We start from the raw sequence: 23,230 nt of genomic DNA, 5'->3' as shown, positions 1-23,230 counted from the left end.
TCGCCGAGTTCGCCCGCCGTTCATCAACGGGGCTGAAACTCCGGGTACGTCTCCTTCATAACGGAATGCACCCCGCACCGCTCGAAACACCGAAGGATCACAACCTCATCATTACGAGGCCTTCAAATCCCTGTCTCCAAAGGATTCTTGTAATGTCTCTCGCCACCCTTGACCTCGCCCGTCCCATCACCGTTGCGCCGTACGCCCCGCGTGTCGATGCCGCTCCGGCGCCCACGACTTCCGCCGCGTCGGCGCCCACCGCTACCCCGGACGCCGAGCGGGCCGCAGCTCCCCGCATCCGCGCCGTGCCCGAGGGCACCGAGGCGCGCGGATTCGTGCTCTACGTCGGTCTCGACGAGGCAAAGGCTGCCGCCGCCGGAACCGACCTCGGCGCCATCGTCGACGCGTTGAAGAAGCTCACCGCGGCGCTCGCCCCCGACGCCGAAACCCACGCGGCGATCGCCCTGGCCCCGCAGGGCTCCGGCGGCCGCGATGTCGACGTCGTGCGCCTCGCCCTGCAGGACCCCGCCGCCGTCGCCAAGCGCCGGCAGGCCGCCGCCGAGCCCGTCATCGAGAAGACCCGCGGCGGTGTGGTCGTTGACCTGTCGCGCAAGCGCGTCGTGCTCGACGGCGATGCAGCCCCGCTCACCTACAAGGAGTTCGAGCTGCTGCAGTACTTGGTGCTGCGGGAAGGCCGCACCATCGAACGACTCGAGCTGATCCACGCGCTGTGGTCGGACGGCGACGAGGGCGATGCCCCGAACGAGCGCACCATCGATGTGCACGTGCGCCGTCTGCGCTCCAAGCTCGGCGCCTACGAGGACATCGTGCGCACCGTGCGCGGCGTCGGCTACCGGTTCGACCGGCACGCCGACGTGTCCATCCGGCACTCCACCACCCCCTCCCCCGACTTCTTCTAAGGCCGGCCCGGCTGCGCGGCCTCGCTGCGGTGAGCGCCTGCCCGCGCGAATGAGCGCCGCGAAAACGGCCGAACGCCGCCGCCGCGGCAGGCGCGCTCGCCCGTTTTCGCGGCGCTCGTGGCTCCCGACATCCCGCAACGCACACCCGCCGAGGCACTCCGAGCAAACTTTCAGAAAAATAACGGTTCGGTAACTAGCTTTCCGTTACCTCACCGTTATATATTCATGGAGCGGAAGTTGTTTGCTGTGGCAGCTCCCGCGGAATGTGATTGCAGGACACTCTTGGTGCAAGGGAAGAGGGCCGGTCGTTAGCCTCAACGACCGGCCCTCAGTCACGTCCGGGGTGAGGTCGGCGTCGTAGTCGGGCGTCATCTTCGGTCACGGATTTCGCCAGATTCGTTGCATATGAATAGAGTTATGGGCGTGAGTGACCGTTCAATCGCCGTTGATGCCTGGGAAGCCCTGTTTCGGGCGCAGGTCACCGTGCTGCGCGAGCTGAACAGTGTGTTCCCGAACGACCAGCTCTCCCTGAACGAGTACGACGTGCTGTTCAACCTCTCCCGGCAGCCCGGCTGGCGGCTGCGGATCCGCGATCTGAACAAGCACATCCTGCTCACCCAGCCGAGCGTCAGCCGTCTGATCGACCGGCTGGCCAGCCGCGACCTGGTGACCAAGACCCCCGACCCGGGCGACGGGCGCGGAACGATCGTGACGTTGACGGATGCCGGCTTCGACCTGTTCCGCACGGTCGCCGCCACCCACACCAGGTCGATCACCGACCGGGTGGGCTCCGCCCTCAGCAACGACGAACTGCTCACCCTCACCGACCTCTGTAACAAGCTCAGGCTGTCCGAGGACTGACCATGCGCGCCCGCCGCCTCCTCAATTGGAGAACGGCCGCGCCCCTCGCCCTCGCCACCGCACTCATCGGCACTGTGCTGGTCACCGGCTGCGCGACTCCGGCGGACGCGTTGCCCGACGGCATCCGCGTCGAGCTGGTGCAGAATCGCGCCGACCAGGCCGTGCGCCGGTTGCAGCTGCGGGTGGTGAACGAGGGCGAGCAGGCGATCACGGTCAGTCGGGCTGTGCTTAGCTCGCCGCGGCTGGCAGAGGATGTCGTGTGGACCGGCGACACCACGGTGCCCGCCGGATCCGCACGTGACCTGCGGCTCACGCTGCCCGCCGCGAACTGCGCGGCGGCAGGCGAGGGTACAGCGAACGAGGCGCCAACGGGCGACGGCACAGCTCGCGAGGGCGCAGCGGAGGTGGCGCGGCTCACGGTGACGAGCGAGTCGGGCACCGCGACATCCGGATTCATCACACCGACTGACCCGATCGACTCGTTCGCGCAGTTCGCCGAGCGGGACTGCTTCGAACGGGCCGTGGCGGAGCGCGTTGACATCACCTTGGCCGACGCGATCAGGAGCGAGACACAGGATGCCGCCCTCATCGGGCAGCTCGACATGACGCTGACCGCGGTCGGCGATGCCGGGCAGAGCGCGCGGGTGACCCATGTGCTTGGCACCACGCTGCTCGAGCCGCTCGGCGACCCGCAACAGTGGCCGCTGGACGAGCTGGTCGCGGCCGGGTCGCCTCCGCGCACGATTCAGCTGCAGTTCCTGCCCGCCCGCTGCGACCCGCACGCGGTAGCCGAAGATAAGCGGGGCAGCCTGCTTCCGATTGGCGTCGAGCTGGAGACCGGTGAGAGCGGCACCGTGTGGGTACCGACATCCGATGCGGTCAGACTGCAGATCTACGACTACATCGGCGCGGCCTGCGGCTGGCCGGCGTCCACTGGTTAGTCGGTCGGCACCAGCACGAACACCGGGATCTGCCGCGACGTCTTGAGCTGATAGTCCGCGTACGGCGGGAACGCCTCAACCGCGCGCTGCCACCAGGCCTCGCGCTCCTCACCATCGGCCTCGTGGGCGAGGTAGTCGCGGCGGTGCGGGCCGTCCTGCAGCTCCACATGCGGGTGCGCGCGCACGTTGAACACCCAGGCCGGGTGTTTCGCGGCCCCACCCTGCGACCCGATGACTGCGTACTGGCCCTCGTGCTCCACCCGCATCAGCGCGGTCTTGCGCAGCTTCCCGCTGGCGGCGCCCATTGTGGTGAGGATGATCACCGGCAGCCCCCGAAGCGTGGTGCCTTCGGCGCCGCCGGACGCTTCGTAAAGCTCGGCCTGGTCGCGGGCCCATTGAAAGGTACTGGGGGCGTATTCGCCGGACAGCGGCATGGAGGCATCCTTCGTTCAGAATCTTGTCCACTGTAGCGGGGCAGCTGGCTGAGCAGTTCGCTCCGTCCCTTACGGTTCACGGAAGCCAGCCGATAGTGATGACGGCACCGCGCGTTCGAGAGCTGTCTGGGTAGGATCGCTCCCCGGACCGAGGTGGGCCGGCTTCAATCCCGAAGCGTGCGTTGGCAGGTTGGACAAAGCAGCAGATTCGCGCAGAATAAAGTTGAAGTATTTTCGGAGAGAGTTTCGGCGCGATTTGGAACGAACACAATGTCGGCTCGAGAGGCGGCGCAATCGGCTCCAAGCCGGGCGCGGCTTGCCGCTGAATGAGTGCACGAAATTCACAGGCCCGCAAGTGCGGCCGCACTTGGTTACTATCAAGTCATGAGCATCGCTGTCGACCACCCGCCCGAGGAACGCAAGTCGAACGCACCCTTGAACCGTAACTGGGAGATTCGCCAGGGCGACGCGTGGGATCTTTCTCAAGAGGTCCAGGAAGACTCAGTGGATCTCGTACTTACCTCCCCGCCGTACTGGGGCTTGCGCTCCTATGGGCATGAACACAATGACGAGGTGCTGAAGGAGTGGGTGTCCACCGGGGCCGATGGCGTCACTCCGCCCGGTTACGAGTGGTATCGCGCTCATGGGGGCGTGCTGGGGCTGGAACCCTATCCGTCGTGGTTCATCGACCATCTCGTGTCGCTCTTCGATCGCCTCGAGCCGGCGCTGAGGGCATCGGGAAGCATTTGGGTCAACCTTGGAGACACATACTTCGGACGCTGGTCATCCATCCGCGACGAGGGTCGACAAGGTCTTCACGAAGGTGAACGACGCAGAAGAAGGACTCCGACGGGTGGAGCGCTCCACGACAAGCAACTCCTGATGATTCCAGCCAGATTCGCGATTGCAATGCAAGACGCCGGATGGATCTTGCGGAACGACCTCGTCTGGAGCAAACCACACATGGCTCCTCGGCCGGAAAAGGATCGATTGAAGCTCAGTCACGAGCACCTCTTCCACTTCGTCAAGAGGAATCCGAAGGGGCGGCCCACTTACTTCTATGATCTGGACGGTGCCGAACAGGGGGGCCTGGATGTCATTTCAGTCCGTCCGGATAGGTCAGAAACAGGACATTCAGCCACTTTCCCTGTCAAGCTCGTGGCACCGAGAATACGGAGCAGTTCGCCCCCTGGCGGCGTTGTCTTGGACCCTTTCTCTGGATCAGGATCGACGCTGGTCGCAGCAGTGTCATCGGGACGAGACGCGATTGGATTCGAACTCTCGCAACAGTTCGCCACCGACGCCGCCAGTCGGATGGCTAAGTTCGTCTCGGAACATCTTAAGAAAGATACGGTAACAGACCTATGAGCAGTTCACATGGCGCGACCGACGCCCCCGAGGCAATCGCCGCGATTCGCCCATCTCTTGATCCTGCCGTCCGCACAACCATGGACCTTGTAATGTCGGAGCGTCTGACCGGTGAGGAGCTGGCCCGGCGACTCCTGGCCGACTCGTCAGGGCGATTCCCGGTCGTTCCCGACTCCGAAACAGGGGAAACCGATGAAGATTAGTATTTCGCTTTCCGACAAGGCCACGTTGGCGGCATTGCCTCTGATCGAGGTGAACAGTGTCAGCCGGCTGGAGGGCTATAACGGCGTCGGCAAGAGCACCGCGGTTCGCATTCTTATGCTCTGCACCGGAACCATGCCGTATCGCGATTCCGAGCGGGCCTGGCAGAGCCTCAAAGACAGTTTGGGCCCAGTGACGGTTCGAGTAGACGGGCTGAGCGACGACAAGAGCATCGCGTGGAGATTCGATACTCACAAATGGCAGGACTTGCTGCCTCCTGTGGCAGACCACTGGTTCGAGTCGATCGAGATCGACGGGCACAAGGTCACTCTGCAGGAGGTGACGGAGTTGTTTACGGTTTACCGTCTAGCGGGAGATGTGGGCGTACTCGAGACACTCGCGTCGCAAATCGATCAGTATGCAGACGGCGTCGCGATGTCCAGAAGCGCCTTCGGCCCAAGCGACACCTCTCCTGGGATCCACGCGTCAACTCTTCTTCAAACGGTGAAGGACGAACTTTCCGTCGTGAATGCGGGGGTTGTTAGTGAGGATCAAAGACGACTCGATCTCGCCGAAGGAGCGGCCAAACGCGCCTCCGAGCAGATCGAGTCCGCCAGAACTCATATCGACAAGATTGATGAAACCATCGAGATCTTCGACCAGGTTCGCGAGGTTGAGAGCGAAGGTCCGAATCTCGCCCGCAGAACGCACGAAGCCTCCGAGGCGCTTCAGCGGGCACAAGCACAGCGAGAAAGACTCGACGATGCACTCGAGAAAATGGCCGTTGCGGCATCGCTCGGAGCGGACATCAGTACCCAGCTCCTGAACGCGGAAAAAACCTATAAACGAAATCACGGGAACCTAAAGTCCGCGACCGTGAGGCTCACTGAGGCGGTCACAGAGCTAAATGTTGACCCGAACGCTCAGAACGTCTTATCCGCGGCGGAGAAGTCTCGCGAAACGATTCGTGTGCTCGGCGTGCGCATCGATGAGCTCAGCGCTTCACCGAACCTGCTCGCTTTGTCGGAGCGCGTTACTACGGAACTTGACAATGCCATCAACGCTGGCATGGGACATGAAAGCATTCTGCGCCGTGCCGACTCGCTTCGCCCCGAAGTCGCGCAGTTGCGGGACGACATAGATCGTCGAAGATCAGAGATGCGATCTGAGCTCGAATCTAAGGATGCTCGCGATCTAGCCCAACAGCGTCAGCATGAGGCACGCCGCCTAGCCAGTCTTGAAGGTCTTCCGGAGCTGATTGACGAGGTAGAACGGCTCAACAGGCTAACTGAATCGGCGAAGACCCGGCTGGCAGAGTTGGCAAAGTCGCCCAATCTCGAAGCCTCGCAAAAGCTCGAGGAACTGCGTGGGGAGAGGGATTTCGCAGATTCGGAGATCATCCGCTTAGCGGGCGAACACGCAAAACTTCTCCGCCAGCACGGCCTTCTGGGCGGCGGCCGAAATGCAGAATGGCTAAACACGGAGCTCCAAACGCGGCGTAAGGAACTCGGGCTGTCGGCGGAAGACGACCTTGTCGCGGAGGCCAAACGCCTGCAGCAAGAACTTGCGGACCGCGAGCGCCGCCAGACTCACATCATCCGCGACTTGGAAGACGCGCGGGCGCTCTTCAATCAGCATCAGGAGGATCTCCTCGCTTCGCGCGACAGCCTCTTGAACTCTCCCGAATATGCGTGGCTCCGCGATGGATTGAGCGCCCTTCTGGCCAGGCAGAACGACGACAGAGAGACGATACTCGCTCGGCAAACTGATCTGGATCATCGGGTCACAAAAGCCCTAGACCTTCTCAACACAGCGCGCATCACAGCAATCACTCTCGAGGAAGCGTTGAGATACGTCGCACGCGTGATTCGAGGCACCGCCGATGAATCAACACCTCGTTACCACAAAGAGGTTGTTGTTTGGCTCGAACAGCAGTTTTCGATCTACTTTTCCCAAGCGGAAGTTAGCGAGCTACTGATGGGCACGGGGGCTACCGATGTTCATGTTGATCTCATCGCGGCGTCGCTCAATTGGACTAGACAGTCGGGTGAAAGCGACTCGCGCCCCCTGGAGGCGTTTAGCAGCGGCCAGCAGGCGTTCGCCTATACGAGGGCGCGGCTTGGGCTCATTGACTCTCGACCAGCTAAACCCCTGAATCGCCTCGTATGTCTCGACGAGTTCGGGGCGTTCATGGCTGAAGACATCCGAGACAGTCTCTACACCGACTTGCAGGTCCGCTCAGCCAGTAATCCGCTTGACCATTATCTGCTCATACTGCCCGTGGCACAGGATTATGAGGCCAGTGCCCTGTCCGCGTTGCCATCCGAACGGAAAGCCCTCTCGGCGATCGCAGACCAGATAGAAACGGCTGGCTACCATGTCAAACAAATCTACTGATGGAGCGGCGGCAGGGCTCAGTCTTGGGTTGCACAGTGTCATACGCCGGGGGGAGGCTGAACAGCTCCATTTGCTTCTCCTGTCAGCTTTTCACCAGCAGTACGGCACTTCTGAGGGCCTTCGCGCCGATCTAAAGTCGACCGGCGCTTTCTTCAATCCGATCTCGCAGGGCCATCGCCTCCGTAGCGCGCTGGCTCTACTGTCTCCTGTGACCGTCCCCGCCAGCATTGCCGACGACTGGTTCCTTGCAGTCGACAGCGAGACCAGCCTGCTCACTCCTGAAGGTGTTGCCGCAATGCATGCGCTTGGCGCCGCACTCGACGACCCACGGAACGACTTCGATGTTCTGACAACCGCGCATGCCTTGAATGCTGCTTCCTGCCTTTACGATCTCTACCGTGAGTGGTCACGGCACCGAATTGTTGGCGTTGTGTCACTGCTGAACGGAGAAGACAAGCCGTTGCAAGTGCGTGCAGCAGGCGTCCTCCTGGCGATGCTGGTAAACAACAACACGTCGCCAGAGAACGCGGTGCAGCGCTACGGCGCTTCGCATCAGAAATTGCGCAATCTCATAGACCTCACCTTCTTCGCACCAGTAGAGAGGTTCGCAGCCGCTCTCGTCCCGACTAGCTCGCCAAAAACCGGTGGCGCGCGCCTGATTAGTGGCTGGTCTATCGGCGAGGTGTCACGTCGACTCGGTGATTCGTTCGTGACGACGAAGGCAAGTAGAGACTCGCCTTCTTCAATTTACGTGCATCCCGAAGGTACGACTGCGGCGATCGAACTGATTGCCCGCGATCTCGCACGGGGACACCGCAAACGACCGACCGTGGAAGAACTCGCTGTTGCATTCGACGGACTGGTCGAACAGTTCCGAAGGCAAGAGGGCGACATGGCGCGTTACGGTCTTTTACACGAGAATCCTTCAACAACCGCGGCAATTCGCAACAGGCTCGTGAGGGCATATTCATCTGCTCTCGCCAACCGCGAGGACCGCGAGTGAGACTTTCTCCACTATTTCAGCTCACTCAAACGCTCGCTAACCGTATTGACATTCACCGATCAGCCGATGGCATCGATGTTGTAATGGTGCTAACAGATAGCTCGGGCTATCCGCGTGTGATGGACGCACTAGGCGCGTTGACGCGAGCCTTCGACGGCGACGCTTATCTCGCCGATTCGGACGAGGTATCCCTCGCAACGCCGCTGGAACATCCATCGCCCAATTCCGAGGTGATCGCGCGACTCGAGTCCGCCCTCTCGATCGTGCGCACGCGGAATCCGAGGACTCTGACTGTCGATGCCACTGCAACACCTACCCTTCACGTGACGTTTAGTGAGATTGCATCGCCAACCTCGGCCAGCGTCGGCGAGCAGCGCTTACTAAAGCTCGCACGAGCAGTGCTTTCCCCGGGCATGCTGGAATCAAGCTTGAGCGTCGTGGGGTACAAGGAGTCAGGGATGGATCGACTGCTGCGGCGGTCCGCCTGGTTGCTCGCGTCCGGACAACTGCGAGAGATGCCAACGTCGTCGCTCCGAACCGCCTTCGTCGTGGTGGAGGCTGATGCCGACGCAGTCGATGTGATGCTGCACTGCAAGCACGGCTTCGGTTTTGACTTTGCGTATCTCGGTGGCGAACTCCTAGCACGACACCCCGCGTCTTCGCTTCCAAGCCGCGTTGCCGAACTCGCGGCATCCACATCGCCTCTTGTCTTGTTTTTGGGCGCAGGGTTCTCCGCATCGTCGCGTGTTCCGATGGGAAACAGCTTGCGCGACAGTGCAATCCGCCGGCTTCTGGGGGGGCCGTCAGTCGTGCCCGACGAGACGTCAAGCATCGAACTCGCGAGACGTTTCCATGAACTTATCGCGGGTAGCCTGACCGGAAACGAAGCCCAACAAGACGTCGCAGAGTTTTCTCGAATGCTGTCTTTCGAGCGGGTACTGCGCGTGGAAAAGCAGAGGTATCCGAGCATGCCTACCCTCAAAGAGCTTCGCGTGCTCGAAGCTGACGTACTCGCCAGTCCGGGGCCGGCTGTCCAGTTCCTCCATCAGCTTCTCGAATCAGACAGAAAGCTCATCCTGATCACCGTGAATCTCGATCGCCTAATCGAGCATGGGCAAGAGGCACGCACTAAGGTATTTGCGTCAGACACCGACTTCGAGAATGCGCTCTCTTACCTCGACAGCTATCTAGCTGGTGCGGAGACAAGCGTCCCTGTTTTCAAGCTGCACGGCTCAATCGAGGATTTTGACACCTGCGTTGTCACGGACGATGTCACCGGCCAGTCAGTTAGCGGTGGAAAGCTACAACTCTTGCAGGGCCTTGTTGGCACAACGTCGCCTCGCCCGTGGGTCTATATAGGCGCGAGCATGAGAGACCTTGACCTGCTTCCACATTTCAAGTCACCCGGGTTTATGCAGTCCACGCAGGAATTTTGGGTCATGCCTCATCTCATCGAGACTGTTCAGGAAATCGCCCACACACGTCATCAGGTGTGGGCCGTTCGGCCGGGCTTCTCTGACATCCAAGACCATCTCATTACGGAGACGGCCGATGCGTTCTTGGAATCGTTGGCAGGCTACTGGAACTGACGCTGCGACCGAATTCTGCATACCGTCAACGTGAGTGTCACTCGCTAGCTGCGAGCCCTCGGGTCGAGGCCTCATCCTGTCGGCTCGAAGCCGACACTTCCTGCGGTTCGTTGGTCACTGCATACGTTCGAGATGTCGGCTGTTATTCGCGACTTCACGATGCTCCTCTACTGGGGGCGTATTCGCCGGACAGCGGCATGGAGGCATCCTTCGTTCAGAATCTTGTCCACTGTAGCGGCGGCAGCTGGCTGAGCAGTTCGCTCCGTCCCTTACGGTTCACGGAAGCCAGCCGATAGTGATGACGGCACCGCGCGTTCGAGAGCTGTCTGGGTAGGACCTCTCCCCCTGGACCGCGGTGCGCTGGCTTCATCCTCCGGGACTTCGGGTTGCCTCGGAGGATGAAGCACTGCGCGCTCGTAGAATTGCAGTGCAGCGGCCGGGCTGCTCCAGCACCGCAGGAGCACCAATGGCCATGCAACACAGTCGGCAGGATGCCGTCGACGCGCGCGCTCGAGCCGCGAAGAACCCCACGCCGAACTGGCATCCCATCCTGGCCGCCGTCGAGACCGAGCCCGGCCAGTGGCAGATGGTCGGCGACGGCCACGGTCCATACGCCATCGTCAAGCTCATCCGCATCGGCGATGAGGCGGGATACCGGGCGGTGACCTGGGCGCCGGCAGCGGAAGACCGCCAGCTAATCGGGTACTACCGCACGCTCCGTGCCGCGTGCGAGGCCGCCCATCGGGTGTTCATCGCGTCCCACGGGCCGAACGGCTTCGCGCCGAACCCGTGGGGACGGAAGGAGAAATGAGGAAGGGCCGATTGGCCAGGCTCGGGTCAGCCCTCGACCGGCATGAGCACGAACACCGGGATCAGCCGTTTCGTCTTCAGCTGGTAGCTCGCATACGTCGGAAACGCCTCAACCGCGCGCTGCCACCACAGGTCGCGCTCCTCGCCCTCAGTCTCGTGAGCGGTGTAGTCGCGCCTGATGCGGCCGTCCTGCAGTTCGACCAGCGGATTCGCGCGCACATTGAACACCCACTTCGGATGCTTCGCTCCCCCACCCTTCGACCCGACGACGGCGTACTGGCCGTCGTGCTCCACCCGCATCAGCACCGTCTTGCGCAGTTTGCCGCTGATCGCGCCGAGAGTCGTCAGCAGCACCACCGGGCGACCACCCAGCGTCAGTCCTCTGGTGCCGCCGGATGACTCGATCAGCTCGGCCTGCTCGCGGGCCCACTTCGACGTGCCCGGGCCATATTCGCCAGACAGCGGCATACGGGATCCTTCGTTTCAGCGCCCCACTCTCTCACGACTTTGCGAGGGCCACGCTTCGTTCGGCGAGCCTCAGCCAGGTTTCCACGACGGTGTCGGGGTTCAGCGACATGGACTCGATCCCCTGCTCCACGAGCCATTCGGCGAGGTCTGGGTGGTCGCTGGGCCCCTGTCCGCAGATTCCGACGTACTTGCCGGCGCGAAGGCACGCTTCGATGGCCATCGACAGCATGCGGAGCACTGCGGGGTCGCGTTCGTCGAAGGTTGCGGCGACCAGGCCCGAGTCGCGATCGAGCCCGAGGGTGAGCTGGGTCATGTCGTTGGAGCCGATCGAGAAGCCGTCGAAGTACTCGAGGAACTCGTCCGCGAGGACGGCATTGGAGGGCAGCTCGCACATCATGATGACGCGCAACCCGTTCTCGCCGCGATGGAGTCCGTTCTCGCCGAGTAGCTCGATGACCGCGCGCGCTTCGCCGACGGTTCGAACGAACGGCACCATGATCTCGACGTTGGTGAGTCCCATCTCATCCCGCACGAATTTCAGAGCCTCGCACTCCATATCGAAGCACTCCCGGAAGTCCTCTGAGATGTACCGAGACGCCCCGCGGTACCCGAGCATCGGGTTCTCCTCGTCGGGTTCGTACGTCTCGCCGCCGATGAGGTTGGCGTACTCGTTGGACTTGAAGTCCGAGAGCCGCACGATCACCGGCTCCGGTGCGAAGGCCGCGGCGATCATCGACACGCCCTCGGCGACGCGCTGCACGAAGTAGTCGCGCGGTGACGGGTAGGCGGTGATACGCTCCGCGATCTCATCATGCAGGTCGGTGGGCAGCGTCTCGAAGTCCAGCAGTGCTCGGGGGTGAATGCCGATCTGCCGGTTGATGATGAACTCGAGGCGGGCGAGACCGACGCCCCGGTTGGGAAGCTTCGAGAACGCGAATGCCTGGTCGGGGGTTCCCACGTTGAGCATGATCTTCGTGGGGCTTTCGGGCATCTCATCGAGGCGGGTGATGACCTCTTCGAAGCCGAGGATGCCCTCGTACACGAAGCCGGTGTCGCCATCCGCGCAGGACACGGTGACGTCACGGCCGTCCTGCAGCACGATCGTCGCATCACCAGTGCCGACGACGGCGGGGATGCCGAGTTCCCGCGCGATGATCGCGGCGTGGCAGGTGCGACCCCCGCGGTTCGTGACGATCGCGGATGCCAGCTTCATGATCGGTTCCCAATCCGGGTCGGTCATGTCGGCCACCAGCACGTCGCCCGGCTGGAATGTGTCCATCTGCGCGAGCGATGTCATCACTCGCACCGGGCCGGCGCCGATTTTCTGCCCGATCGCACGGCCGGTGGTGATTACCGTGCTCACGTCCTCGAGTACGAATCGACGGGTCTCGTTGCCGTCGGTGCGGGAGACGACGGTCTCCGGGCGCGCCTGCAGGATGTAGAGGCGTCCGTCGATCCCGTCCTTGCCCCATTCAATGTCCATGGGCCGGCCGTAGTGATCCTCGATGATCAGCGCCTGCCGACCGAGCTCTTCCACGTCGGCGTCGGCGATGCTGAACTGCGCGCGATCCGCGAGTGGCACGTCGGTGAAGACCGTGCTGCCGCCGGCATGCGTTTCATCGGCGTAGACCATTTTCACGGCTTTCTCCCCGATCGACCTCTTCAGGATCGCGGGCCGCCCCTCACGCAAAGCCGGCTTGTAGGCGTAGAACTCGTCGGGATTCACTGCGCCTTGCACGACCGCTTCACCGAGCCCGTACGAGCTGGTGATGAACACCGCCCGGTCGAATCCGGACTCGGTGTCGACGGTGAACAGCACGCCGGAAGCCCCGACGTCGGACCGCACCATCCGTTGGATTCCCGCAGACAGCGCCACGTCATGGTGGTCGAAGCCGTGGTGCACCCGGTAGGCGATCGCGCGGTCGTTGTAGAGCGAGGCGAACACGCTGCGCACCGCCGCGAGGATGTTCTCGATTCCGCTGATATTGAGGAACGTCTCCTGCTGTCCTGCGAACGAGGCATCCGGAAGGTCCTCCGCGGTCGCGCTGGATCGCACGGCCCACGAGACAGACTCCGGCTGCGGATCGTTGTCGACCAGGGTCTTGTAGGCAGCGCGGATGTCGGCCTCGAACTGTGCCGGGAGCGGCTGCTGCTCGATCCACCCCCGCACGGTCGCGCCCACGCGAGCGAGCTCGGCAACGTCCGCGACATCCAGCGCCTCCACCGTCGTTCGGATGCGGTCGTACAGTCCGTCCACGGCGAGGAACTCTCGGTACGCGTCCGCGGTCGTCGCGTACCCGCCCGGAACGCTCACCCCGGCATCCGAAAGATTGGAGACCATCTCGCCGAGGGAGGCGTTCTTGCCACCCACCTGAGCCACGTCAGCCATACCGATTTCTGTGAACCAGAGAATGTTGGTCATGAGATCTCCTGATCTATTGGTGCGGTGCGCAAGGCGTGAGTGGTCGATCAGCTGCGAAGACGCAGTGATTGCATGATGACGGCCGACATCTCCTCGACCGACTTTGTGGATGAATTCAGGAACGGGACGCGGTTGCGGCGGTACAGATCTTCAGCGCGACGAAGCTCGAGCGTGCACTGGGCAAGGCTGGAGTAGGTGGAACTGGGTCGGCGCTCGTGTCGCACCTGGCTCAACCGCAGCGGAGTCGTCGTCAATCCGAAGCACTTGTCGACGTATTGCGCGACCGGCGCAGGCAGCCCGTCGGAGGGGAAGTCATCGTCCGTCAACGGGTAGTTCGCGACAAGGAGTCCGTACTGCAGCGCCAGGTACATCGTTGTCGGCGTCTTGCCGCATCGCGAAGGGCCGATGATGATGACGTCAGCGATGTCGAGCGCGCGCATGCTCTGGCCGTCATCGTGCTCGATCGCGTACTCGACTGCTCGCATGCGGGCGAAGTACCGCTCCATGTCGCCGACGCCGTGGTATTGGCCGAGCTGTTCCGATGCGGTACTTCCGAGCGCGTCTTCGAGCTCGCGGAGGTGTCCGCCGAGAAGGTCGATGACCACGGCGCCGGATGTCTGGAACTCCTGCAGAATCGCCGCGGACTTCACCGTCGCGAACACGAGGGGCACGGACCCCTGGGTCGCCGATTTCTGGATGTCGCCGACCACGTTGCGGGCGCCCGCCGGCGTGTCAACGAACGGAATCGTGTGGCGCTGGAACACCACCCCGGGGAAGTTCGCGAGCAGGGCGCTGCCCAGAGTCTCGGCGGTGATGCCCGTGCTGTCTGAGACGAAATAGGCCGCACGCACCAGCGATGCGCTCGGATCCGACAAAGCAGTCGCGGTGTTGATGTCTGCCTCCCTCGGAACGATAAGTCCACGTTAAGGAAAGAAGACAGCAATATTCAGGGCAAACTGCGCGAAGGAATGCCCGAATTTACTCGAAGAAGAAGAGTCAGGCGAATTGCACTAACCGCGAGTCCTCCGCGGTTTCCACCGCCGCGGGGTGGCAACCCAAACGACGAGACCGAGCAGCACAGCGAGCGGAATCGTCAGCAACACGGGCGGCGCCCCGCGGTCAGCCTGCCGGTCATCCACCCGCCAGAGCGGCAAGAGGTCCCGGGCGACGTCCGGGGCGATCAGGGAGGCGCCAGTGAAGTCCGGGGCGTACGAGGCGAACGGTTTCCGTGCACCCGACTCCACATCGACCCAGGAGAACTTCGACTCGTTCGAGTCACCCGCGGCCCGCGTGTGCACGAGCACCGTGCTTGCATCGCGCCATCCGATCGCCGACCCTGACACAACACCGGGCAGAGTCACCTTCTCCTCGACAAACTCAGTAGCCGTGACGGTGACGATTCGCAGGATCTCCCCGCTCAGCAGCGCGAAGCGGCGTCCGTCGGGCGACCACGCGTCGCCATCCAGCTCACCTGCCGGCGACAAGCGGGTGTCTGTGACCTTTCCCGTGACCGCATCCACCACGACGAGGCCGGCCGCGGTGTCGGCGACGATCGAGGTGCCGTCGGGAGAGAGCGCCGCCGCGTTCACATCGGTGAGGTCGGCGTACTTACGTACCGTGCCCGTCTTCAAGTCCAGGAGTGAGAGAGCTCCGTGCAACCTAAAGTTCAGGTCATGCGGCGGCGAAAGGCTGCTCTCACTGGTGAGGATGAGCACAAGCCTGCCGTCGGCCCCGATGCTGACCGGGATGGTGCTGAGCCCGTCGCCCACGAGGATGGATTGTCGGTGGTTGTCGCGCAGCCTCGTCACGTCGACGCCGCCTCCGCGCGCCGCCTTGCCGACCACGACGAACTTGCCGTCTGCAGACAAGACGCTCGCAGCAGGATCGCCCTGGTCCTCCCAGATTTTGAGCGACTCGGCCGCATCCAGCCGGCGATAGGCGGTTCCATCGGCCCCGAGGACAACCGCTTGCGGGACGTCGCCAAACTCGACTCCCGCCCCGTTCTGGTACACCATGGTCGCCACGTCGACCGACGACGAGGAATGCATCGCCGTCCACCACGAATAGGGGGCGACCTGCCGAGGAAACACCGGCACCGCGACGCTCGACCGCGGAACGGACGACACTGCCGCCTGAATGAAGACAATGACGATGAGGACGACAGCCACGGTGAATGCGGGAATCAAGCTGCGTCGACTCGTGCGCTGGTGGGAGGCGGCAATGGGCACGAGTCTCCTCTGCTCCTTTGATGTCAGTGTTTGCCACCATACAGAACGGGCCATTTTGGAGCACAAAAAAACCCCGTAAACGTTGCGTTTACGGGGTTAGTGTGCGCCCGGAGGGATTCGAACCCCCAACCTTCTGATCCGTAGTCAGATGCTCTATCCGTTGAGCTACGGGCGCATGTCGGCGTAAAAGCCAACTCGAAGACTATAACAGGAGAACGTCCGCCGAAATAACTGAGGGACGCTCCTCACACGTTGGGCGGGGTCGGATGCCGCGCAGTCAGGGTCAGCTCGGCATCGCCGAGCGGGGCGAAGTATGCGGCGACATCCGCGTCGGTCACACTGGACAGCTCCGCCGGGCGCCAGCGCGGTCGGCGGTCCTTGTCGATCACCTGCGCCCGCACCCCCTCGGCGAAGTCCGCGGCGGCGAGCGACCGGAGCGAAACCCGGTAGTCCTGGCGCAGCACGTCCTCGAGCGCGTGGGCCTGCCGGGCGCGGCGCAGCGCCTCGAGGGTGACGGCGAGCGCGGTCGGCGACTTCTCGGCGAGCGCGTCCGCCGCCTGCTGCGCGGCCGGTTCCGGCGACGCCCGCAACCTGGCACTGATCTCGGTGACGGTGTGCGCCGAGAAGGCGGCGTCGATCCACGGCCGCTCAGCGAGCAGCGGCGACTGCGGCGCCGGGGTGGCGACCGCGGCGATCGCCTCGGCTGCGGGCGTCGATTCCAGCGCGGCGATCAGGGTGGGCAACCGCTCCGACGGCACGCAGGAGTCGGCCAGCCCGAGCGCGATCGCGTCGCCGGCACCGACCGGGCGGGCGGTGAGCGCCAGGTAGAGGCCGAGCTCGCCGGGCGCGCGCGTGAGCAACCAGGCGCCGCCGACATCCGGCACGAATCCGATGCTGGTCTCGGGCATGCCCACCGCGGTGCGCTCGGTCACGATGCGGTGCGAGCCGTGCGCGGAGACGCCCACTCCCCCGCCGAGCACGGTGCCGTCCATGATCGCCACGTAGGGCTTCGGGTACCGCGCGATGTGCGCGTTCAGGCGGTACTCATCACGCCAGAACCGGGCGGATGCCGCGCCGTCGCCGTCCCGGGCGTCGCGGTAGAGCGACACGATGTCGCCACCCGCGCACAGCCCACGGTCGCCGGCGCCGGTGATCAGCACGGTCTGGATCGCCGGGTCCGCCTCCCACTCGTCGAGTGCCGTCTGAATGTCGGCCACCATGCCCACGGTGAGCGCGTTGATCGCGCGCGGCCGGTTCAGCGTGATGTGGCCGAGCCTGCCCCGGCGGTCGATGAGCACCTCGGCTGCGGCGGGTTCGGGCCGATTCACTGATGGCACCTCCGACAGTCAGCTTGGCGTACCAGGCCCTTGGGCGCAGCTACTTGCGGGCGAGCAGCCGGTCCACCCGCGGCTTCACCTCGGTGGCGAGCAGGGTGATCGAGTCGAGGAAGTGCTCCTGCGGCAGGCCGCCGATGTCCATCTGCAGAAAGTGCCGCATGTGGCCGAGGTGTGTGTGCAGGTCGACGATGCGTTCCGCGATGTCGTCGGGGCCGCCGACGTAGTACGCGCCGGGCGCCTCGGCGAGCGCGTCGAATTGCTGGCGGGTGGGGGCGGCCCAGCCGCGGACCCTGCCGAGGCTCTCGAACATGGCGCTCCATCCCGGGTACCAGCGTTCCTTCGCCTCGGCCGTGGTCGGCGCGACCAGGCCGAGCGCGGCGACCGACACCTTGATGTTCTCGGTGTGCCCGGCCTGCGCGGCGGATCGCCGGTACAGCTCGGCGAGCGGCGCGAACCGGGCCGGCATCCCTCCGATGATCCCGTACGCCACCGGCATCCCGAGCCGTCCGGCGCGTGCAGAGGACGGCGCGCTGCCGCCGGTTCCGAGCCAGATCGGCAGCGACCCGGCGACCGGACGCGGCACCACCACCGCATCGGTGAGTGCCGGACGCACCGAACCGGACCAGGTCACCCGTTCGTTGGCGTTGATGCTGAGCAGCAGGTCGAGCTTCTCGGCGTACAGCTGGTCGTAGTTCGCCAGGTCGTAGCCGAACAGCGGGAAGGACTCGGTGGAGGAACCCCGCCCGGCGGTGATCTCGACGCGGCCGCCCGAGACGGCGTCGGCGGTGGCGAACTGCTGGAACACCCGCACCGGGTCATCCGTGCTGATCACACTCACCGAACTGCCCAGGATGATTCGGGATGTCGCGGCTGCGGCCGCCGCGATCATCGCGCCAGGCGATGAGGCTGGCATCTCGAGAGTGTGATGCTCGCCCACGCCGAAGTAGTCCAGGCCCACCTGGTCGGCCACCACGATCGCATCGAGCAGGTTTTGGATCGCCTCAGCGCTGGAGCGCAGGCTGCCATCGGGGTTTCGTTGCGTGTCGCCGAAGCTGTATGCGCCGATCTGAATGCTGGGAGGCGTGGATGTCATATCCCCAAGCCTGCCAGTGCCATCCGACGGTGCGGGTACCATGCATACGACCCAAGGAGTTGTACCCGTGACCACTGAATCCACCGCCGGGGTATCGGCGCGCGAACGGGTGCGGCATCCACTCACGATGCGCTCACTTGTTGTGACCCGCACCCTCGACATCGCACCGACGCTGCGCCGGATCACGCTCAGCGGCGACGACCTGCACGGTTTCGTGAGCCAGGGCCCAGAGGACCACGTGAAGGTGTTCTTCCCGGATCCGGCGACCGGCACCGTGACGCTGCCGGTGCGCGACGAATTCGGTCGCCCCGTGCCGGGCGCCGCCCCGGTGATCTCCCGCGACTACACGCCCGCCGAGTTCCGGCCCGGCACGGCCGGGGATGCCCCGGAGCTCGACCTCGACTTCGTGCTGCACGGCGACAACGGGCCGGCGAGCGCCTGGGCGGCACGGGCCGGCACCGGCAGCACGCTGATCATCGGCGGCCCGCGCGGGTCGCAGTTGCCGCCGACCGGCATCAGCCGGCTCGTGCTCGTCGCCGACGAGACCGGCTTTCCGGCCGCTGCCCGGTGGCTGCGCGCAACGCCGGATGCGGTGGATGTGCGGCTCATCCTGGCAGCCGACCCGGATCTGACCGACACCTACTTCACAACGGCCGGCGGCAACGTGTCGATCACCGTGGTGCCCCCGCGAAGCGACGAACTCGAGGCGGCGGTGCGGATGATCTCAGAATCGGATGTCGCCACCTACGTCTGGGCGGGAGCGGAGGCGACCTCGCTCATCCCGGTGCGCCGCTACCTGCGGCGCGAGCTCGGACTCCACCCCGCGGCGTTGAACATCTCCGGCTACTGGAAGCGCGGCGTCGTCGCGCTCGACCACCACGCGCCGCTCGACCCGGAGGATCCGGAGAACTAAAGCGCTGGCGACATCCACCCTGTCGTTCGCGGCGGCTGTCAACTACCGTGGCTTGTAACCCTGACGGGGGCAGAGCAGGGTCTCGCGCAACGGAGCAGCAGAGGCAGGCGTGTCATGGCCGCACCAGCAACGAAGGCAAGCAGGAAGTCGGGCCCGAAGAACAAAGCCGGTTCGAAGTCGACAACTAAGGCAAAGCCGAGTTCGAAGTCGACGAAGACCACGGCGAATGATTCGAAGTCGACCACGAAGCCCAAGGCGAGCTCAAAGCCCAAGTCGAGTCCGAGCTCGAGTACGAGGCCCAAATCGAGTCCGAAGCCGACCACGAAGCCCAAGTCGAACCGAAAGCCGGCTACGAAGCCCAAGGCCAGTCCGAGTTCCCGTTCAACTTCGGCGACAAAGCCCAAGTCCAAGTCCAGTCCGAGGACATCGGCCGCGAAGACCGGTCCTAGCAGGTTCGCTGATCGCAAGCGTGCCGGGCACGATGTCCGAGGTCGTGTGCCGCGTTCGGCGCTCGCGACCCCACCGAACCCGGACCGGCCCAATCCCGTGGATCTTCTTGAGGAGCAGGCCGTCTCCCGGGTGCCTGATCTGGTGCCCATCCGGTACGGCCGAATGATGGTTTCGCCGTTCACGTTCTACCGGGGTGCCGCCCTGCTGATGGCGTCAGATCTGGCGTCGCAGCCGCATACCGGGCTGCGCGTGCAGCTCTGCGGAGACGCCCACCTGTCCAACTTCGGCGTGTTCGGCACACCAGAGCGCGCCCTCGTCTTTGACATCAATGACTTCGACGAGACCCTTCCCGGCCCATTCGAATGGGACGTCAAACGACTCGCCGCCAGCTTTGAGATCATGGCGCGGGAGCGCAAATTCTCAGACAAGACGCGGCGCGCGGTCGTCAAAGCGTGCGTGCGCGGCTACCGCCAGCAGATGCGGAAGGCGGCGAAGGCGAACGTTCTTGACTCGTGGTACGAGCGGATCGATTCCGACGAGATGATGCGGCGCATCCGCGACCAGCGCACAAGTGACGGTCTCGTCGCGGGGCGCGCGAGTGCGGCGCTCGACAAGGCTCGAACTCGCGACAGCCTGCACGCGACGGCAAAGCTCGTGCACGAAGTTGATGGGCAGCTGCGAATCGTCGGCGATCCGCCCTTGATCGTGCCCGTCGAAGATCTGCTGACGCCGGGTGGCCCGTTCGAGCACATCGAAGAAACCATGACCGACCTGCTGAACTCGTATCGGTCAACGCTCAGCCGCCAGAAGCATCCGGTCGAGGATTTCACCTACGTACACATGGCGCGCAAAGTCGTCGGCGTCGGAAGCGTCGGCACACGGGCATGGATCATGCTGCTCGTGGGGCGCAACAATTACGACCCACTGCTCTTACAGGCGAAGGAGGCGCAGGAGTCGGTGCTGGAACGGTTCCTGGAGCCCAGCGAGTTCGCGAACCACGGCGAGCGGGTGGTGAGGGGGCAGCGGTTGATGCAGGCAGCGAGCGACATCTTCCTCGGCTGGCAGCGCGTGGCATCCGCGCTCGACGGCACGGAGCGCGATTTCTATCTGAGACAACTGCACGACTGGAAGGGGTCGGTCGACGTCGACACCATCCAGAAGCCCGGCGCGCTGCTCTACGCGCAGCTGTGCGGCGAGACACTCGCCCGGGCGCACGCCCGCACTGGAGACCGAGTGCAGATCGCCGGTTATATGGGCAAGGGCAAGGGCTTTGACAAGGCCATAGCCGCCTACGCCGAGGCCTACGCCGATCAGAACGCTGCTGACTTCGCCGCCTTCACCGAGGCGGTGCGTTCAGGGCGCCTCCGCGCACAGCAGGGAGCGTGATCGCCTCGATGGTCCGCTGAAGTCCGCGATTCGGCCCTTCCCGCTCGATGGGAAAGGTGAAACGCCAGACCTCAAGCCCGTTTGGGCGGATGTCGGCCGACCCGCGCTCTACGCTGAGCGCATGAGGGTCGACCGCTCCCGCTACCTGCTCGAGTTCTCGGACGATTTCACCGGCGCCGAACTCGACCGCAGCAAGTGGATCCCGCACTACCTTCCGCAGTGGAGCAGCCGAGACCTGTCGGCTGCCCGGTATCGCATCGCCGATGGCCGGCTGACCCTCCTGATCGAGGAGGACCAACCGGCTTGGGCGCCCGAGCTGAACGGGGGCCTGCGCGTGTCGAACTTGCAGACCGGGGTGTTCGCCGGACCGGTCGGCAGCGCCATCGGGCAGCACCAGTTCGCTCCGGGCCTTCGGGTGAGCGAGAGCCAGCCCGAGCAGCGGTTGTTCACCCCGCATTTCGGACTCATCGAGGCGCGCATCGCCGCGACATCCGACCCCCGGTCGATGGTGGCGCTGTGGATGATCGGCTTTGAAGACGAACCCGAGCACTCGGCGGAGATCTGTGTCTTCGAGATCTTCGGGTCGGAGCTGACGCCGGATGCCGCCATCGTCGGTATGGGGGTGCACCCGTTCGGCGACCCGGGCATCCGCGACGACTTCCGCAAGGTGCCCGTGGCGCTCGATGCGCGCGAGTTCCACACCTACGGTGCCGAGTGGATGCCGCACGAGGTGCGGTTCTTCATCGACGATGAGTTGGTGACATCCGTTGAGCAATCGCCGAACTATCCGATGCAGCTCATGCTGAACATCTACGAGTTCGAGGGCGAGCCGAGCGGCGCGTATCCCAAGGCGTTTCAGGTGGACTGGGTGCGCGGCTACCGGCCGATAGCCGACTGAGCCCTGGCGGTCGTGCGAAGGGGATGTCGCCGCAGCACGACGAGCCCGAACAGCACGAACAGCACCGCGGTCACGGCGATGACCGCGTCGCCGTGCTGAGCGGTGCCGAGGATCACGGTGAAGTCCGCGAAGCCGTGCATCAGGATGAGCGGCCAGATCCAAGCGAACCGGTACTGGAATGCTGCCAACGCAAAGCCGGTGGCTGCCGACACCACGATGTTGCCGAGGATGTCGAGCGTGCCGCGATCCGTCGTGGCGAACAGTGACAATGCTGCAGCCCGAACAAGGCCGCGGTCAGCGCCACCGCAGGGATGGCGATGAAGCTGCGCGAGAGCCGATCGAGCACGACACCGCGACTGATCAGCTCCTCATTGAAGCCCACCATCAGCAGGGTGAGCGCCCAGAGACCATACCCGGGCGACTGTTCGAGTAGGCCGTCCGGCAGCATCCAGAACAGCGCCTCCGCCACCAGCGGCACGAGTGCGGCAAGCGCCAGCCAGCCCCGCCAGGGCGTGAGAAACCCGATCCGCTTCCAGAGCCCCAACCGGGTGACGAGCACCGCGGCGTAGATGCAGCACAGCGCGTTGGCGAACAGTCCCATGTACCAGCCGGTGATGCCGATCACCGGGGCCAGCCATAGACCGAGCATGATCACCACGAACCGGCCGCCATGCACCGCAACACTGAACAGGATGTCGCGGCGCTGACGTTCGCTCATGGCCGGAGGCTAACGGATCGAGGTGGCTAGCCGTAGTTCGCGTGCGCCCGAGTCGGGCTCCAGCCCTGCTCGTGCCGCCGCTCGAAGCCGTCGAGCAGCAGATCCAAGGCGAATTCGAACTCAAACTGGTCGTCGCAGCCGTGCGCCACGACCGACCCGTCGTGGTTCGCCGAGGTGGCGATCGCAAAGAGGTTCGGATACCGCTCGCCGATGTACTGGAGCATGGCCGCTTGTTCCGCTGGCGACGGCTCGGCCGACGCCTCTGGCTTCGAGCCGGCCGACTCGTCGAACAACTCCTGGGTGAATCCCCACATTCGCCCGCCAATGGCGTGCATCGCGTGGTGGGCGAGGTCGGCCGAGAACCCGCCGGCGAGGAGCATCCCGGTGAACGAGTCCATATACTGCAGAACGATGGGCGTCTTGGTGGTGCGGGACTCGATCGCCTGCCGCGCCCACGGATGCCACTGCAGCGTGCGCCGCGCGGAGAGCACCCGGTGCCGCACCGCGCTCTTCCACTCGACATCCTGAACCGGCGGATCGATCTCCCCGATGATGACCTCGACCATGCCGTCGAGCAGTTCCTCTTTGTTCTGAACGTGCTTGTAGAGCGCCATCGGCACCACGCCGAGTTCCTGCGCGAGCCGGCGCATGCTCAGGGCCTCGATGCCGATTTCGTCGGCGAGTGCCACGGCCGCCGCCAGCACCCGGTCGCGGTTCAGTCGCACTCGGCGTTCAGCCGCACCCTGCTGCGCCATCTCGACCCCCTGCGGATTCGTGGTCTGCCCTCTTGACA

22 protein-coding genes and 1 tRNA gene are annotated in these 23,230 nt (G+C 64.3%); 11 read left to right on the top strand and 12 right to left on the bottom strand.

Annotated features, from left to right (window positions below):
* Positions 1 to 152: 152 nt before the first annotated feature.
* From HCT51_RS00785 to HCT51_RS00775, 3 genes are all read left to right on the top strand, one after another.
* Positions 153 to 920 (top strand): winged helix-turn-helix domain-containing protein, encoded by a 768-nt coding sequence (locus HCT51_RS00785; RefSeq protein ID WP_166876307.1) that lies wholly within the window; start codon positions 153 to 155, stop codon positions 918 to 920.
* A gap of 423 nt (positions 921 to 1,343) precedes the next feature.
* On the top strand, positions 1,344 to 1,781 hold the full coding sequence (locus HCT51_RS00780; RefSeq protein WP_370626884.1) for a MarR family winged helix-turn-helix transcriptional regulator: 438 nt from the start codon (positions 1,344 to 1,346) through the stop codon (positions 1,779 to 1,781).
* Between the two features lie 2 nt (positions 1,782 to 1,783).
* Positions 1,784 to 2,722, top strand: a complete 939-nt coding sequence (locus HCT51_RS00775) for a hypothetical protein (protein ID WP_166876314.1) — start codon at positions 1,784 to 1,786, stop codon at positions 2,720 to 2,722.
* On the opposite strand, the gene HCT51_RS00770 is transcribed toward HCT51_RS00775, so the two are convergent.
* Positions 2,719 to 3,156, bottom strand: coding sequence for a nitroreductase family deazaflavin-dependent oxidoreductase (locus tag HCT51_RS00770; protein ID WP_166876318.1), 438 nt, complete (start codon positions 3,154 to 3,156; stop codon positions 2,719 to 2,721). The genes HCT51_RS00775 and HCT51_RS00770 overlap by 4 nt on opposite strands.
* 384 nt (positions 3,157 to 3,540) lie before the next feature.
* Here HCT51_RS00770 and HCT51_RS00765 point away from each other — a divergent pair, with 384 nt between their 5' ends.
* From HCT51_RS00765 to HCT51_RS00745, 5 genes are all read left to right on the top strand, one after another.
* Complete coding sequence (locus HCT51_RS00765) at positions 3,541 to 4,524, top strand: DNA-methyltransferase (protein WP_166876323.1); 984 nt, start codon at positions 3,541 to 3,543, stop codon at positions 4,522 to 4,524.
* Between the two features lie 192 nt (positions 4,525 to 4,716).
* The gene (locus HCT51_RS00760; protein ID WP_166876326.1) at positions 4,717 to 7,122 is read left to right on the top strand and encodes a hypothetical protein; all 2,406 of its coding nucleotides are present in this window, start codon (positions 4,717 to 4,719) and stop codon (positions 7,120 to 7,122) included.
* Complete coding sequence (locus tag HCT51_RS00755) at positions 7,103 to 8,125, top strand: hypothetical protein (RefSeq protein WP_166876329.1); 1,023 nt, start codon at positions 7,103 to 7,105, stop codon at positions 8,123 to 8,125. The genes HCT51_RS00760 and HCT51_RS00755 overlap by 20 nt, the downstream gene beginning before the upstream one ends.
* A complete protein-coding gene (locus tag HCT51_RS00750) occupies positions 8,122 to 9,714 on the top strand; it encodes an SIR2 family protein (RefSeq protein ID WP_166876332.1) in 1,593 nt (530 codons plus the stop codon). The genes HCT51_RS00755 and HCT51_RS00750 overlap by 4 nt, the downstream gene beginning before the upstream one ends.
* A 466-nt stretch (positions 9,715 to 10,180) precedes the next feature.
* Positions 10,181 to 10,525, top strand: coding sequence for a hypothetical protein (locus HCT51_RS00745; RefSeq protein WP_166876335.1), 345 nt, complete (start codon positions 10,181 to 10,183; stop codon positions 10,523 to 10,525).
* 26 nt (positions 10,526 to 10,551) lie between these two features.
* Here the strand turns inward: HCT51_RS00745 and HCT51_RS00740 are convergent, their stop codons facing one another.
* The 7 genes from HCT51_RS00740 to HCT51_RS00710 all read right to left on the bottom strand — a co-directional run bounded on the left by HCT51_RS00740 (position 10,552) and on the right by HCT51_RS00710 (position 18,072).
* On the bottom strand, positions 10,552 to 10,992 hold the full coding sequence (locus HCT51_RS00740; protein WP_166876338.1) for a nitroreductase family deazaflavin-dependent oxidoreductase: 441 nt from the start codon (positions 10,990 to 10,992) through the stop codon (positions 10,552 to 10,554).
* A gap of 31 nt (positions 10,993 to 11,023) precedes the next feature.
* The gene (gene ppsA, locus HCT51_RS00735; RefSeq protein WP_166876341.1) at positions 11,024 to 13,414 is read right to left on the bottom strand and encodes a phosphoenolpyruvate synthase; all 2,391 of its coding nucleotides are present in this window, start codon (positions 13,412 to 13,414) and stop codon (positions 11,024 to 11,026) included.
* 47 nt (positions 13,415 to 13,461) lie between these two features.
* Entirely contained in the window at positions 13,462 to 14,289 is an 828-nt protein-coding gene (locus HCT51_RS00730) for a pyruvate, water dikinase regulatory protein (protein ID WP_224760603.1), read from the bottom strand.
* A gap of 135 nt (positions 14,290 to 14,424) precedes the next feature.
* Positions 14,425 to 15,642: a WD40 repeat domain-containing protein gene (locus HCT51_RS00725; RefSeq protein WP_166876344.1), complete on the bottom strand. Its 1,218-nt coding sequence runs from the start codon at positions 15,640 to 15,642 to the stop codon at positions 14,425 to 14,427.
* A 102-nt stretch (positions 15,643 to 15,744) separates the two neighbouring features.
* A tRNA-Arg gene (locus HCT51_RS00720) sits at positions 15,745 to 15,817 on the bottom strand.
* A 70-nt stretch (positions 15,818 to 15,887) separates the two neighbouring features.
* Entirely contained in the window at positions 15,888 to 16,970 is a 1,083-nt protein-coding gene (locus HCT51_RS00715) for an enoyl-CoA hydratase/isomerase family protein (protein ID WP_166876347.1), read from the bottom strand.
* A 49-nt stretch (positions 16,971 to 17,019) separates the two neighbouring features.
* A complete protein-coding gene (locus tag HCT51_RS00710; protein ID WP_166876350.1) occupies positions 17,020 to 18,072 on the bottom strand; it encodes an LLM class flavin-dependent oxidoreductase in 1,053 nt (350 codons plus the stop codon).
* 67 nt (positions 18,073 to 18,139) lie between these two features.
* Between HCT51_RS00710 and HCT51_RS00705 the strand changes: the two genes are divergently transcribed.
* The gene (locus HCT51_RS00705) at positions 18,140 to 18,985 is read left to right on the top strand and encodes a siderophore-interacting protein (RefSeq protein ID WP_166876353.1); all 846 of its coding nucleotides are present in this window, start codon (positions 18,140 to 18,142) and stop codon (positions 18,983 to 18,985) included.
* Positions 18,986 to 19,023: 38 nt separating this feature from the next.
* Here the strand turns inward: HCT51_RS00705 and HCT51_RS00700 are convergent, their stop codons facing one another.
* Positions 19,024 to 19,452: a hypothetical protein gene (locus tag HCT51_RS00700; RefSeq protein ID WP_166876356.1), complete on the bottom strand. Its 429-nt coding sequence runs from the start codon at positions 19,450 to 19,452 to the stop codon at positions 19,024 to 19,026.
* Between the two features lie 79 nt (positions 19,453 to 19,531).
* Here HCT51_RS00700 and HCT51_RS00695 point away from each other — a divergent pair, with 79 nt between their 5' ends.
* Together HCT51_RS00695 and HCT51_RS00690 are read left to right on the top strand one after the other, a co-directional pair.
* Positions 19,532 to 20,821, top strand: coding sequence for a DUF2252 domain-containing protein (locus tag HCT51_RS00695; RefSeq protein WP_224760602.1), 1,290 nt, complete (start codon positions 19,532 to 19,534; stop codon positions 20,819 to 20,821).
* A 121-nt stretch (positions 20,822 to 20,942) separates the two neighbouring features.
* Positions 20,943 to 21,719, top strand: coding sequence for a glycoside hydrolase family 16 protein (locus HCT51_RS00690; RefSeq protein ID WP_166876363.1), 777 nt, complete (start codon positions 20,943 to 20,945; stop codon positions 21,717 to 21,719).
* On the opposite strand, the gene HCT51_RS00685 is transcribed toward HCT51_RS00690, so the two are convergent.
* From HCT51_RS00685 to HCT51_RS00675, 3 genes are read right to left on the bottom strand one after another with little or no spacing between them, the layout of a single operon-like run.
* The gene (locus tag HCT51_RS00685) at positions 21,698 to 21,859 is read right to left on the bottom strand and encodes a hypothetical protein (RefSeq protein ID WP_166876367.1); all 162 of its coding nucleotides are present in this window, start codon (positions 21,857 to 21,859) and stop codon (positions 21,698 to 21,700) included. The two genes, HCT51_RS00690 and HCT51_RS00685, sit on opposite strands and share 22 nt — an antisense overlap.
* Positions 21,859 to 22,437, bottom strand: coding sequence for a CPBP family intramembrane glutamic endopeptidase (locus HCT51_RS00680; protein ID WP_166876372.1), 579 nt, complete (start codon positions 22,435 to 22,437; stop codon positions 21,859 to 21,861). The genes HCT51_RS00685 and HCT51_RS00680 overlap by 1 nt, the downstream gene beginning before the upstream one ends.
* A 26-nt stretch (positions 22,438 to 22,463) precedes the next feature.
* Complete coding sequence (locus HCT51_RS00675) at positions 22,464 to 23,192, bottom strand: TetR family transcriptional regulator (protein ID WP_166876900.1); 729 nt, start codon at positions 23,190 to 23,192, stop codon at positions 22,464 to 22,466.
* Positions 23,193 to 23,230: the final 38 nt, after the last annotated feature.

Origin of the sequence: Salinibacterium sp. ZJ450, assembly GCF_011751885.2 — a bacterium.
In the GTDB taxonomy this organism is placed as follows: Bacteria; Actinomycetota; Actinomycetes; order Actinomycetales; family Microbacteriaceae; genus Ruicaihuangia.
The sequence above is the reverse complement of the archived record's forward strand: the minus strand, read 5'-3'. Positions and strand labels throughout refer to the sequence as shown.

Excerpts from the sequence above, each read along its gene's own strand:
- HCT51_RS00785 (WP_166876307.1), top strand. The coding sequence starts at position 153 with ATGTCTCTCGCCACCCTTGACCTCGCCCGTCCCATCACCGTTGCGCCG.
- HCT51_RS00775 (WP_166876314.1), top strand. The coding sequence starts at position 1,784 with ATGCGCGCCCGCCGCCTCCTCAATTGGAGAACGGCCGCGCCCCTCGCC.
- HCT51_RS00770 (WP_166876318.1), bottom strand. The coding sequence starts at position 3,156 with ATGCCGCTGTCCGGCGAATACGCCCCCAGTACCTTTCAATGGGCCCGC.
- HCT51_RS00765 (WP_166876323.1), top strand. The coding sequence starts at position 3,541 with ATGAGCATCGCTGTCGACCACCCGCCCGAGGAACGCAAGTCGAACGCA.
- HCT51_RS00760 (WP_166876326.1), top strand. The coding sequence starts at position 4,717 with ATGAAGATTAGTATTTCGCTTTCCGACAAGGCCACGTTGGCGGCATTG.
- HCT51_RS00755 (WP_166876329.1), top strand. The coding sequence starts at position 7,103 with ATGTCAAACAAATCTACTGATGGAGCGGCGGCAGGGCTCAGTCTTGGG.
- HCT51_RS00745 (WP_166876335.1), top strand. The coding sequence starts at position 10,181 with ATGGCCATGCAACACAGTCGGCAGGATGCCGTCGACGCGCGCGCTCGA.
- HCT51_RS00740 (WP_166876338.1), bottom strand. The coding sequence starts at position 10,992 with ATGCCGCTGTCTGGCGAATATGGCCCGGGCACGTCGAAGTGGGCCCGC.
- ppsA (WP_166876341.1), bottom strand. The coding sequence starts at position 13,414 with ATGACCAACATTCTCTGGTTCACAGAAATCGGTATGGCTGACGTGGCT.
- HCT51_RS00710 (WP_166876350.1), bottom strand. The coding sequence starts at position 18,072 with ATGACATCCACGCCTCCCAGCATTCAGATCGGCGCATACAGCTTCGGC.
- HCT51_RS00690 (WP_166876363.1), top strand. The coding sequence starts at position 20,943 with ATGAGGGTCGACCGCTCCCGCTACCTGCTCGAGTTCTCGGACGATTTC.
- HCT51_RS00685 (WP_166876367.1), bottom strand. The coding sequence starts at position 21,859 with ATGCACGGCTTCGCGGACTTCACCGTGATCCTCGGCACCGCTCAGCAC.
- HCT51_RS00680 (WP_166876372.1), bottom strand. The coding sequence starts at position 22,437 with ATGAGCGAACGTCAGCGCCGCGACATCCTGTTCAGTGTTGCGGTGCAT.
- HCT51_RS00675 (WP_166876900.1), bottom strand. The coding sequence starts at position 23,192 with ATGGCGCAGCAGGGTGCGGCTGAACGCCGAGTGCGACTGAACCGCGAC.